The sequence below is a fragment of the Shewanella sp. SR44-3 genome, assembly GCF_014163735.1.
In the GTDB taxonomy this organism is placed as follows: Bacteria; Pseudomonadota; Gammaproteobacteria; order Enterobacterales; family Shewanellaceae; genus Shewanella.
Window position 1 is genome coordinate 1 of sequence record NZ_JACJDV010000059.1, and the last position, 12,297, is coordinate 12,297.

A 12,297-nucleotide genomic window follows, 5' to 3' on the forward strand; every position below is an offset into this window, starting at 1 on the left:
AATGGCTTAGTCCCATTTGATTACATCATGGCTTGCCTTAATGAACTGTGCCAACCAGCACCGGATATAGACAGCCTGTTACCATGGAATTTTAAAAGATAGGTGTAGTTGCCCAGACGCTTACACTTGATTTTTTATCTCACCGGTACAACCTGTTAAAACATGATTAGTACATGGATGAGAGCTATTAATGTACGGAGCTATTGATAGAAAAAATTGATCTTTTGGTATTGCTACAGAACTACTTTTACCATCTGAAAAAGTTGCAACTATTCTATTGGGTAGAACTTTTATCATTATCCCTTCATTATTTTTATATAGTGTATGTGCTGTTGTTACAGCACTCTTATAATCTAAATCTTTAAACGTTTCTGAATTTATTGTGGCGGCATATGATTGACTTGAAAAAGCAATTATAAGTCCTAGTAAAATATTTTTTTTAATCATGATATGAATCTTCCTATGTTGTTTTTGTGAGATAATATATTTTGTTTAAATGTGTTTATCTATTTTTATTGTAATGTTTGTAGTTTATTTTATATTGATCGAATTAACATTTTTGATATTAATTTAATATTTTTTGTTATTTTAAATCTTTCCTTTAAGTGCTTTTTTAATATTTCCTTCACCTAAGTTTTTAACTTTGGTTTTAAACCTATGTCTTATTTTAATTTGTTATTTTTGTGAGTTTAATATTTTTTGTTGTGAAATGGATCACTGTTAAAAATGTTTTTATTTGTATTATTGATTGGGTTTGTAATTTATTTGTTTATCTTCGGTTTTTATTTTGCTCAATATAGTTTCTTGTTTGTAACTTAACGTTAATAAGGTTTACATGTTTAAATATAATAAATATTTTTTGGTGATATTAGCAATGAGTAATAATGCATTCTCTAATGGTGATATTGAAAGTTTTTCTGAATGGATACACAATGGTAATGTTGGAGGTACAGCGAAATCGTACTATTTCGAACAAGATTTTGACGATTCAAATGCAGAGAATAGCTCGATTTGGGTGAATGGTGGTAATGTTACTTTTAATACATCAGAGTTTAATGGGTTTAAATTGGGAGGAGAAGTACAGGGATCATACGTTAGTAATATCAATGATAATGATGATAGAACTGCGGGCAGTATAAACGCACAAGGTATTGTATTATCAGAAGCTTTTTTGAAGTATCAGTTTGGTGATACTGTGTTTTCTGGAGGTAGACAACACTTTTCATCACCCTTGATCGCTAACTCAGGTTCAAGATTGGTAAAAGAGTCTTTTGAAATGTATCAGGTATCTTCAAGTCATTTTGAGGATACTGATATTTCGATTGGTTATGTGACTAAATATCAGACTCGAACAGATAAATCATTTTATGTTGATAATGAATTTGTTGATTTTGATTATAATGGTTCTGGTTCCCCTGGCGACTTTTATAAAATAGGCAATGATGGCGTCTTTTTCGCACAAGTTAATAAACGGATAGCTAAAAAAGTTAAAATTAACTCACAGTACGCAAATGTAGTAAATGAAGTCCAAGCACTTTATGCGGATGAAGAATATACATTTCCAACTAACTTTAACAGTTATATTGCGGTGCAGTACTACAAAACTAAGTGGGATAAAAATGAACTAGTTGATAATGATCTTTTGGGCTTTAAAGTAGGTTTCAGCCAAGGGGGAGTAGATTTTTTCGCTGGTTATACATTAGCTGGAGGGAATGAAGGAGAAAATAGAGTTTTTAGAGGCATAGGTCAAGGAGCTTATTATCAGTTTACTGCAACTACTAAAACTGCGGGTGTTGCTGCATTTGAAGCGGGCACAAATTCGTATCAACTGGGGTTAGGTTCTACTATCTCTAATATTAAAGGTAAATTATTTTATACATCTTTTGACAATCCCATAGTTGGAAAAGATTTAAATGAATGGACGGTTAATCTTGCATATCAATTTGATGGTAAACTAGCTAATTGCGGTATATCAGTTGATTTTTCAATATTGGATTATGAAAATAATCAAAAAGATGCTACTGATTTAAGGACAAAATTCTCTTATAGCTTTTAGCGGTTATCATAGACAGGATCTTTAGCGATAACGCTATATTTTAGGTAGAAAAAAGGCCTTATTTATGATCTGATAATTGTCGCCAAACAAACTACCATGACCAATAAATAAAGCCGATGACGATTATCTCCTTAAAAAAGCAGTTTATGCAATTCTTCAATGCAAACATCCTTCAAAAAACGGCTAAGCGCACGGGGTTTATTCAACGAAATCGCTCTGTGCTACCAGAACTACTGGTCCCAAGCTTGATGTCTGCGTTAAGTATAGGTAACTGTCATGCCATTGCAGACTTGCATCGTCAGTTCAATGGTATGTGTTTGACTGAAAAAGATAATGTGGCTTACAAGCCTTTCCACAACCAGCTCCGTAAGGAAGCCTTTCCTCACTTTATGCAGCAACTGGTACAGTTGGCTATCGCTCAATTTGCCCGCCAGCAATGTGCTCAGCTTCCGAAGAAGCTGTCTTGCTTTGATGATATCTTGCTTCAGGATGGCAGTTCTTTTCATGTTCACAAGGCGTTAGCCGATGTCTACCCCAGCCGTTTTAAACGTAATCCAGCTGCGGATAGAGTGCCATATGACCATGTCACTGCGTACCTTTAACCCGACGGCGATGACGATAACAGCTGATACGGCTTCAGAAAGAGCTTATCTTCCCAAGCCATTTAAGATGAAAAACAAGCTACTTCTGGCTGATGCGGGATACCCTGATTTTGAGTTTTTTGCCGATGTGGAACGCCATAATGGTTTCTATATTGTTCGGGGTGCAAAGTCACTCAATCCAAGGGTTGTAGAAGCTAAAAATGGCAAGGGCCGCATTCTTCCTAAGCTTGCAGGAATGAAGCTCAAAGACATAACGCGCCGTACCAACCGCGCTGAAATCCTTGACCTCAAAGTCCACAGAGGCAAACAGGAGTTTCGAGTTGTAAGACGTTGGTTCGCAGAAGAAAAGCGGTTTTGTATCTGGTTAACAAACCTACCGACAGAGGCCTACTCAGCCGATGATATTATGGCGATTTATCGCTGCCGCTGGCAGGTTGAACTGCTGTTCAAAGAGTTGAAATCACATACAAACTGGCAGAGATTTGCTACCGCGCAAAAAGCGATAGTTGACGGCCTAGTCTGGGCCAGTCTGCTGGCAGTTATCATCAGGCGCAGTACCGCACTTCAAATAATGCCCTCAGTTTCACTGTTCAAAGCAGCAAAGAATGTGGACGTTTGGCTACTGCCTATCTTTGAATGTATCTGTCATCGAGCCTGGTCAGAAATAACAGAAAAGCTAGACTGGGCGATTTGCTATATAACAAGAAACGCCCCAAAGTCACAGCAAAGAAAATCTAAAAAAGACATAACCTTAGATGGGATTTATGCCAGACTTAATGCTTAAGGTCCAGTGTATGAGTAAGCATTAGATATATAGATTACGAGCCTATGAGTTAATGATTTAATCATGTAACTAGTAATTTTTATGGGATTAGATCGATATCAAAGTTTTTTAAAAACCACGTCAACCCAACAAAAAAAATGATTGATATCATTACGCCAATTAACAAAGAACTCCAGAAACTATACTTGTTTAAAAGCATTGGAAACAATAGAAACATCGGTAACGTAGGAATGACATACCAAAATGTATACCAAGCATGATTAGCTATTTTTTCATTTGATTCATTTTCGACATACATCCAAATCATTGCCATGATAGTTACAATCGGGAGAGCAACTACTAGTGCGCCAAATTTATCGCTGCGTTTTGCTATTTCTGAAGCCGCAACAATGATTGCAGCTGTAATGAGATATTTTGTAATTATCCAGGTCATAATTTCTCTGTTTTCATAAAAATCAAAAAACCGATTGTCGATAGGTTTTTAGTTTGTCATACTATTGATAAATAGTTAAGAGAATAATTTGATGCAATTAGGTGACTTAGAAAAGTTAGTGCTTCAATTCCTATGGTCTGAGAAAGAAGCAGATGCAAAGCGTGTACATGCAGTAGTTGGGATTACTCGTGGAAATTCATTAAATACGATCCAAACTACGTTAGATCGACTGTTCAAAAAGGATTTGTTAAGTAGAACTAAGCAAGGGCATGCACATTTTTATACCGCCAAAGTTGATAGAGAATCACTTATCGCAACATTAATAACAGATGTTACAGCCGACTTTATTGAAGATGGTGAACATAGCCTGATTGCTGCATTTGCTTCATCTTCAGCAAATCTTGACGACGCTCAATTTGATGAATTGGAAAAGCTTATAGAAGAACAACGAAAATTACGTAGTAGGCAAGCATAAGATGCTCGAAGGTAACGTGGCGATTTTATTAAATTTGATTAGTGTTGCAATAACGGCTTTTGTTATCGTTACACTATTAATATCTGCTATTGTCCCGTTGATTAGAAGCAGCTTAGATGCATTTGATTTTATCGCTCGAAAACGAATTTTGTGGTTGATGGTTACTTCTCCTTGGTGGATTGCGCTATTTTGCGTAGGAATACTGTTCCCTCGTCAAGGGAATGGATATTTAATTCTTTGGATGGAAAAGGTTGCACATTGGCATCATATCGATCTATTTATAGTAACAAGCTGGCATGGATTAACTTTGGTCATTGCAGCAGTCGTATTGGCGGTGTTGATTAACATTTCCTTTATTCAAGTTCGCCGTCATTCCATCGCAATACACAATCTTTTTAAACTTTCAGATGTTCAGCCTATCGCGGGTCAAAATGAAGATACTGTTTTTTCAATCTCATTAAGCATGCCTGCGGCTTTTACCATCGGTTTATTCAAGCCAAAGGTTTACCTTACATCAGGATTACTACAACAGCTTGAACAATCTGCTGTTGATATTATTATCCAACACGAGTTAGCACATGTTAGAGCAAGAGATCCCTTATTCAAAAGTATTTACGCTTTTTTCTGCCTACTTTATCCGAAGCCTATCCGCCGCTCTTTACAACAAGATTTTACTTTATTAACAGAACAACAAGCAGACGATGCCGTCACGCTCTACCATGACAACCTTGATGTGGCACAAACTTTAGTTACAGTCGCTAAGAAACAACGTCTGTTACCTGTTAGCTGTGAAGGAGTTCAAGTCAGTCATTTTAGTAAAGACCAAATTACCCTACGGGTAGAAAACCTTCTTTCTCCAAGAGAGCAAGTATCTGGAGCTAAACTGGCATTTACAGGGTTATGCTTCCTCGTGACTACATTATTCACATTATCAACTGTTGATAGCCTCCACCATCTAATCGAAACCTATTTCAACCATTAAATAAGGGTTATGAATGAATAATATTGTTGAAACAACCATAGATAAAAAACCGATTGCCAATCGGTTTTTGTGTGGTTTTTTTATCTCGGCCTTAGCATTTTCTGTGACAGCAAAAGACAACACAGAAATAAAAGTGCCACTTTATTTAGAAGACGCTATTCGCATGACGTTAAGTCACCACCCTGAGTTAGCGGTATTTTTGCATAAGACAAATATGCAAAAAGGAGCAATACAACAAGCAGGTATTGGTGAGCCAGCACAAATTGGGCTTACTTTTGAAGATGGTTTAGGCGTCGGTGAACATAGTGGGCTGAGTAATATGCAAACCACACTGACGTATTCCTGGTTGTTGCAACAAGAGCAAATTAATAGCCGTGTTGGCAATGCACAAACAGAGATGGAGCAGGTAGATATTGATAAGCACATTGTCACAATGGATTTAGCGGCGAGTACAGCAAAACAATTTACTCAAATCTTAGTAAAGCAAGAGCGTCTGAAGTTGAATCAAATGGCAACGCTTCAAGCGAACGAAGTGCTTAAAGCCATATCTGAACGGGTCAGTGCCGGCAGAAGCTCAACGATTGAAATGCGTATGGCAGAAGTTGAAATCGTGCGGATGCAGCTAGCTGTTGAAGATACAGAGCACGATTTAAAAGCTAGCCAGTATCAATTGTCGTCGTTGTGGGGAAAGCCAGGCACCCAATTTAGAGTCAATGGTAATTTATTCGCTCTGCCTGTGTTATCAAGTTTAGATAAGGAACTCGATAAACTGAAAAAAAGCCCGTATATCACTCAATTTGCAACCGCTACCCGCATAGCACAATCACAATTGGAGCTGGCGCGGATAGAGGCTAAATCTCAATGGCAATTTTCTGCTGGTTTTCGCCGTTATGAAGCAACAGATGACTTTGGCCTTGTTGCCGGTGTATCGGTTCCTTTTGGCGCAAGCGACCGTAATGCAGGGACTATTTCGACCTTACAAGCCAAGCAAGACGTGCTTGCTGTCGAACAAGTAGCGTTAATGCAAAAGCTCGACTCACAGTTATATGTACAACTACAAGAAATAGCCCATGCACGGCATGTTATCGATGCTTTTGAAAAAACGATAATCCCAACATTAGAAGTGACATTAAAAGAGGCTGTTCGAGCCTTTGAACTTGGACAACTCAGCTACAGTCAATGGAGTGATATACGCCGTGATTTACTTAATGCCCAATCGGAGTTGTTAAATACATACGAGAGTTTGCATTTACAACATTTTGAAATTCAACGCCTAACGGGCGCATCTATATCATTGTGAGACGTTTATGAAAAATAATAATATTTTTACATCACTGACTTTTGCAATATTTCTTTGCTTAAGTGTGAGCCCTTCATTTTCAGTGTCTGCATCATCTGCCCCTGAAGCGGAAGAAGCTGAGCCAGAAAAAGGCCCCCACAGAGGCCGCATGTTGCGAGACGACAATATGGCTTTGGAGCTAGCTATTTTTGAAACGGGTGTACCGCCGGAGTTTAGGGTGTGGGTAACCGATGCAGGCAAGCCTGTTTCACCGGATAAAGTGGCTTTGAATGTTCAACTTACCCGTCTTGGTGATGTTGTAGACGATATTAACTTTCGTGTCGAAGGTGACTTTTTACGTGGAGATTTAGAAATTTACGAACCTCATTCATTTGTGGTCACCATTAGCGCTAAATATCAGGGCAAAAATTATCGCTGGCAATACGATAACCTTGAAGGCCGAACTCGTATTGAGCCAGCAGTGGCTGAAGCTATGGGAATTAGTACCGATGTTGTCGCGGCTAGAACACTTCATCAAACCATTCCTGCTTATGGGCGTTTATCGCTTCCAGCGAGTGCGACACATAATATATCAGCCAGATTTGACGGGGTAATCACCAAGTTGTTTGTTAAACAAGGCGACCTTGTAAAGCAAGGGCAGACACTGATGACAGTTGAAAGTAACGAAAGCCTTAAGCCTTATCAAATCACATCTCCTGCCGACGGCATTGTGACTGAACAGTATGCCAATAGTGGTGAACAAACAGCGTCAAAAACCTTATTGACCCTAACCAATACGTCGCAATATGTGGCCAAGCTAGCAGTATATCCCGCCGATTATAAAAATGTCGTTGTTGGCACTCCGGTAACCGTAAAGATTGAAGGTTATGACACTCCGCTTACAGGGAAGGTTGAGTTTATTGAGCAAAAAGTCCGCGATGACCAGGCTAAATTAGTATGGGTGAAGGTGCCGAATGTGAATAATGCTCTGGCCGACGGTGGGTTTGTTAACGCTGATATTGAGGTGGCGACGATTGATGTGCCTGTCGCAGTAAAAAAAGTCGGTTTGCAAGGGTTCAGGGACTTTACCGTAGTTTATGCAAAAGTAGGTGAACAATACGAGGTGAGAATGCTTGAGCTTGGTCAAGATGATGGTGAGTGGGTCGAAGTTCTTGGTGGAATTGCATTAGGGGCAACCTATGTGACTGAAAACAGTTACATCATTAAAGCTGACATTGAAAAGTCTGGCGCTTCGCACGATCACTAGGAGTAGTAAATGTTGGAATCTATTTTACGCTTTTCCATAAAGCGCAATGTACTCGTTTTAGTACTAGTGATGATTACGGCTTTTGTGGGCGCCTGGAATTTTACCAAGCTGCCTATTGATGCTGTCCCTGATATCACCAATGTACAAGTCATGATTAACACCAAAGCACTAGGGTATACACCGTTAGAAATTGAACAACGGGTCACCTTTCCATTAGAAAATGCGCTTGCGGGATTGCCTGGGCTTACATATACCCGTTCTGTGTCACGTTATGGTTTATCGCAAGTTGTTGCCATTTTTGATGACAATACCGATGTATATTTTGCTCGGCAATTGGTGAGTGAACGCTTATCTGCCGCGCGTTCAGAATTACCGTCAGGACTTGAGCCTGAACTCGGACCGATTGCCACTGGGCTGGGTGAAATTTTCATGTTCACAGTGGATGCGTTACCCAATGCAACACATGCCGATGGCTCCGAGATTACACCCACCGACCTACGTACTGTGCACGATTGGACTATTCGTCCGCAACTAATGCGTGTGCCTGGCGTTGTTGAGGTGAATCCTATTGGTGGGTTTGAACGTGAAATTTTGGTTGCATTCAAACCCCAAAAACTGCTCGCGTTTGGTGTTACTCAAGCTGATGTGGTTGACGCAATTGCACAAAATAATCAAAACCAAGGCGCAGGATTTATTGAGCAAAATGGCGCGCAATGGCTTATGCGTATTCCTGGGCAAGCCGAAGACTTACAAGCCATTGGTAACATTCCGCTAAAAAGTATTGATGGTTCACCTGTTCGCATAAAAGATGTGGCAGATATTGGTGATGGAAAAGGGCTGCGCAATGGTGCTGCCACCCAAAATGGCCGTGAAGTGGTGATGAGCACTGTATTTATGCTTATCGGCGAGAATAGTCGCACAGTGGCTCACGCAGTAGGTGAGAAGCTAAAACAAATTAACGCAAGCTTACCTCAAGGGATTGTGGCTACCGCGGTATACGATCGTACTAAGTTAGTTGATCAAACACTTAGTACAGTACAAACAAACCTGACCGAAGGGGCTATTTTAGTTGTAGTTGTGTTGTTTATTTTACTTGGTAATTTCAGGGCCGCATTTTTAACCGCATTGGTGATCCCGTTTGCGATGTTAATGACTGTGACAGGCATGGTTCAAGTTGGTGTTAGTGCCAATTTAATGAGTTTAGGTGCGCTTGATTTTGGCTTGTTAGTGGACGGTGCAATTATCATTGTTGAAAACTGCCTGCGCCGTCTGAGTCAAGCTGGGCAACATTCTTTACCTTTGAAAGCACGCTTAGAACTAGTGTTTGATGCAACCCGTGAAGTGATCCGCCCAGCGTTATTCGGTGTGTTCATTATTACTGCCGTGTATTTACCCATTTTCGCCCTTGAAGGTGTAGAGGGGAAAATGTTCCACCCGATGGCCATTACCGTTGTTATCGCCCTATTAAGTGCCATGTTACTGTCGGTAACCTTTGTGCCTGCAATGATTGCATTGTTATTTAAAAAACCAATCAAAGAAAAGCACAGTCCAATTATTCGTGGAGCGGCTTATTTGTATCGTCCAGCGTTAAATATGGTGCTTAAAGGTCGTTGGATTGTGGTGTGTATGGCGGTGTTGTTAGTGGTCATTTTTGGCCACCAAGCTACCCGGCTAGGCAGTGAGTTTGTACCAAACCTTGATGAAGGTGATATTGCCATGCATGCACTGCGCATTCCTGGAACATCATTAAGTCAGGCAATTGCATTGCAAGAAGTGTTAGAAGAAAAAATTCAGCAAATGCCGGAGGTTGAAAGAGTATTTGCCAAAATAGGCACGGCCGATGTGGCAACTGATGCTGTACCTCCAAGTGTTGCAGACAACTTTATTATTCTAAAACCACGTGATCAATGGCCTAATCCTAATAAATCAAAAGAGCAGGTTGTGGAGGATTTAGCTGCGTTGGTAGAGCCAATACCTGGCAATCGTTATGAATTTTTGCAACCTATTCAAATGCGGTTTAATGAATTACTGGCGGGTGTGAGAGCCGAATTAGCAATTAAAGTGTTCGGCGATGATTTTGAAACCCTTGCCGCATTAGGTAATGAAATTGAGTCAGCCATTAGCCAGGTTGAAGGTATAGCCGATGTGCAAGTTGAACAAACTACGGGGTTACCGCTTTTATCCATAATCCCTAACGCTGACAAAATTATGCAATACGGGATCAGTAAAGCGCAATTGCAATCCCAATTAGCGACTGCGCTAGGTGGAACCGTTGCTGGCAAGTTTTATCAAGGTGATAGGCGTTCGGATATTGTCGTTCGATTAGATGAAGTACTGCGTAATGATGTCGACGCACTGTCATATTTGCCAATTCATCTGGGCAATGGTCGTTCTGTGCCATTACAAGAACTTGCTTCATTGGAATTGATTAATGGTGCAAACCAAATTAATCGAGAAAATGGCAAGCGTAGAGTCGTTGTGACAACAAATGTGAGAGGCCGTGATTTAGGTGGTTTTGTGAGTGATATTCAACAAGCCGTTGCTGCCAATGTTGATATTCCTGCTGGTTACTGGATTGAATACGGCGGCACTTATCAGAAGCTCCAGTCGGCTTCACAGCGTTTAAGTATTGTAGTACCAGTCACGTTGCTCATGATTATTGGTTTATTAGTGTTAGCGCTGAATTCAATCAAAGATGCATTAATCATTTTTACAGGCGTGCCTTTAGCATTGACGGGCGGGGTTGCTGCATTAATGTTAAGTGGTATTCCATTCTCAATATCAGCAGCAGTTGGCTTTATTGCGTTGTCAGGTATTGCCATTTTGAATGGATTAGTCATGGTCTCGTTTATCCGAGAATTACGAAAAGAGGGCATGAATTTACACCAGGCTATTTTTGACGGTGCATTAACTCGACTTCGACCTGTAATGACCACTGCGTTTGTTGCATCGTTGGGCTTTCTTCCGATGGCGTTTAATAGTGGTATGGGTTCTGAAGTACAACGGCCTTTAGCTATGGTAGTTATCGGTGGGATTATTTCCTCAACGCTACTAACTTTATTTGTTATTCCCGCACTTTACCGAATTTTACATAAAGATAAGGATACGATTTTGATTAAAACAGAAACTTTGGAGTCATTTAATGCCAAGTAAATTATCAAGCTATTGCTTGTTCGCACTCCTCTTATGTTGCTCCTTTATTAGCATTGAGGTACTCGCTCATGGTGTTGATGACAATACTAGAGCTTTTTTAGAGCAAAATAGCGGCGTACAGTTTGTGCCATTTCTTTACATTGGCGCAAAACACATGATTACCGGATACGATCATTTACTATTTTTGGTTGGCGTTATTTTCTTTTTATATAGAAGCCGTGATGTTTTCATATATGTCACGATGTTCACCATCGGTCATAGCACTACGTTGCTGTTAGGTGTGTTAAGCGATATCCAAGTAAATGCCTACCTTATTGATGCAATTATTGGCTTATCTGTGGTGTATAAGGGGTTTGATAATTTAGGTGGCTTTAAACGTTGCTTCAAATGGCAACCTAACACGCAATGGGCTGTTCTCATTTTCGGGCTATTTCATGGCTTAGGCTTAGCGACAAAATTAGAAGAATTTAATTTACCCAGTGAAGGCCTATTTACCAATTTAGTCGCATTTAACATGGGTGTAGAACTCGGTCAGTTCGCGGCTTTAGTGGTGATATTAATTGTTCTCAACATCTGGCGTAAATGGCCTTCATTTCAGCAATTTTCTACACTAACAAATACCCTACTAATGAGTGCAGGTGTCATGTTGATGGGTTATCAATTGACTGGTTACTTTATTAATTAATAACAAAGAGAAATATATGCAACATACAGTAAGTAGTAACACGTTAATTAAAGCTTCTTTAGCAGCAACGGTTCTAGCGGCTTTTGTGTTAGTCACCCTTATTTTGCCTGCTGAATACAACATTGATCCCACAGGCATTGGTCAAAAAATAGGTGTTACCACATTAGCTCCCATGCCTGAAACTCAAACACAAAAAAGCTCAAAAGTAGAAGGCACAACAGAGTTTCAAATTATCGAAGTCATTGTGCCTGCTGGAAAAGGTGTTGAATACAAGTTCGAGATGCAGCAATATGAAAAAATGACTTATGAATGGCTAACCGATGGAGATGCATTGTTCTTCGACCTCCATGGCGAACCAGAAGGGGATACCACTGGATATTATGAGAGTTATGTTATTGCGACATCAGATGACATGAAAGGGAGTTTTACAGCCCCCTTTCCTGGTCAGGGCCGGAACGTAGTTTGTTAATAAAAGGGAACTTTTCTTAACAAGCCTGATCTGAGCAAGCATGTTACCTTAAAGAAACGAACCAATGTCACTGTTTGAACATTTAAAACTCATTGAAGATACCCGCTCCTAC

10 protein-coding genes and 1 pseudogene are annotated in these 12,297 nt (G+C 39.9%); 9 read left to right on the forward strand and 2 right to left on the reverse strand.

Annotated elements, in window-relative coordinates; translation table 11 throughout:
* Positions 1 to 120: 120 nt before the first annotated feature.
* Positions 121 to 447 (reverse strand): CueP family metal-binding protein, encoded by a 327-nt coding sequence (locus H5073_RS17210; protein ID WP_404948412.1) that lies wholly within the window; start codon positions 445 to 447, stop codon positions 121 to 123.
* Between the two features lie 388 nt (positions 448 to 835).
* On the opposite strand from H5073_RS17210, the gene H5073_RS17215 reads away from it, so the two are divergent.
* Together H5073_RS17215 and H5073_RS17220 are read left to right on the forward strand one after the other, a co-directional pair.
* The gene (locus tag H5073_RS17215; RefSeq protein WP_182680801.1) at positions 836 to 2,056 is read left to right on the forward strand and encodes an OprD family outer membrane porin; all 1,221 of its coding nucleotides are present in this window, start codon (positions 836 to 838) and stop codon (positions 2,054 to 2,056) included.
* Between the two features lie 116 nt (positions 2,057 to 2,172).
* A pseudogene (locus H5073_RS17220) lies at positions 2,173 to 3,442 on the forward strand (IS4 family transposase).
* 79 nt (positions 3,443 to 3,521) lie between these two features.
* Here H5073_RS17220 and H5073_RS17225 read toward each other — a convergent pair.
* Positions 3,522 to 3,875, reverse strand: a complete 354-nt coding sequence (locus H5073_RS17225; protein ID WP_182680802.1) for a DUF3147 family protein — start codon at positions 3,873 to 3,875, stop codon at positions 3,522 to 3,524.
* 91 nt (positions 3,876 to 3,966) lie between these two features.
* Between H5073_RS17225 and H5073_RS17230 the strand changes: the two genes are divergently transcribed.
* Genes H5073_RS17230 through H5073_RS17260 form a run of 7 tightly spaced genes read left to right on the forward strand, consistent with a single transcriptional unit; the run spans position 3,967 to position 12,185 of the window.
* Entirely contained in the window at positions 3,967 to 4,350 is a 384-nt protein-coding gene (locus tag H5073_RS17230) for a BlaI/MecI/CopY family transcriptional regulator (protein ID WP_123884050.1), read from the forward strand.
* Position 4,351: 1 nt separating this feature from the next.
* Positions 4,352 to 5,332, forward strand: a complete 981-nt coding sequence (locus tag H5073_RS17235) for a M56 family metallopeptidase (RefSeq protein WP_123884041.1) — start codon at positions 4,352 to 4,354, stop codon at positions 5,330 to 5,332.
* Between the two features lie 13 nt (positions 5,333 to 5,345).
* A complete protein-coding gene (locus H5073_RS17240; protein WP_182680803.1) occupies positions 5,346 to 6,632 on the forward strand; it encodes a TolC family protein in 1,287 nt (428 codons plus the stop codon).
* A gap of 7 nt (positions 6,633 to 6,639) precedes the next feature.
* Entirely contained in the window at positions 6,640 to 7,878 is a 1,239-nt protein-coding gene (locus H5073_RS17245; protein WP_123884039.1) for an efflux RND transporter periplasmic adaptor subunit, read from the forward strand.
* Positions 7,879 to 7,887: 9 nt separating this feature from the next.
* Entirely contained in the window at positions 7,888 to 11,031 is a 3,144-nt protein-coding gene (locus H5073_RS17250; protein ID WP_123884038.1) for an efflux RND transporter permease subunit, read from the forward strand.
* Entirely contained in the window at positions 11,021 to 11,716 is a 696-nt protein-coding gene (locus H5073_RS17255; RefSeq protein ID WP_123884037.1) for a HupE/UreJ family protein, read from the forward strand. The genes H5073_RS17250 and H5073_RS17255 overlap by 11 nt, the downstream gene beginning before the upstream one ends.
* A gap of 16 nt (positions 11,717 to 11,732) precedes the next feature.
* Positions 11,733 to 12,185: a hypothetical protein gene (locus tag H5073_RS17260; RefSeq protein WP_259394943.1), complete on the forward strand. Its 453-nt coding sequence runs from the start codon at positions 11,733 to 11,735 to the stop codon at positions 12,183 to 12,185.
* Positions 12,186 to 12,297 lie beyond the last annotated feature (112 nt).

Excerpts from the sequence above, each read along its gene's own strand:
- H5073_RS17210 (WP_404948412.1), bottom strand. The coding sequence starts at position 447 with ATGATTAAAAAAAATATTTTACTAGGACTTATAATTGCTTTTTCAAGT.
- H5073_RS17215 (WP_182680801.1), top strand. The coding sequence starts at position 836 with ATGTTTAAATATAATAAATATTTTTTGGTGATATTAGCAATGAGTAAT.
- H5073_RS17225 (WP_182680802.1), bottom strand. The coding sequence starts at position 3,875 with ATGACCTGGATAATTACAAAATATCTCATTACAGCTGCAATCATTGTT.
- H5073_RS17230 (WP_123884050.1), top strand. The coding sequence starts at position 3,967 with ATGCAATTAGGTGACTTAGAAAAGTTAGTGCTTCAATTCCTATGGTCT.
- H5073_RS17235 (WP_123884041.1), top strand. The coding sequence starts at position 4,352 with ATGCTCGAAGGTAACGTGGCGATTTTATTAAATTTGATTAGTGTTGCA.
- H5073_RS17240 (WP_182680803.1), top strand. The coding sequence starts at position 5,346 with ATGAATAATATTGTTGAAACAACCATAGATAAAAAACCGATTGCCAAT.
- H5073_RS17245 (WP_123884039.1), top strand. The coding sequence starts at position 6,640 with ATGAAAAATAATAATATTTTTACATCACTGACTTTTGCAATATTTCTT.
- H5073_RS17250 (WP_123884038.1), top strand. The coding sequence starts at position 7,888 with ATGTTGGAATCTATTTTACGCTTTTCCATAAAGCGCAATGTACTCGTT.
- H5073_RS17255 (WP_123884037.1), top strand. The coding sequence starts at position 11,021 with ATGCCAAGTAAATTATCAAGCTATTGCTTGTTCGCACTCCTCTTATGT.
- H5073_RS17260 (WP_259394943.1), top strand. The coding sequence starts at position 11,733 with ATGCAACATACAGTAAGTAGTAACACGTTAATTAAAGCTTCTTTAGCA.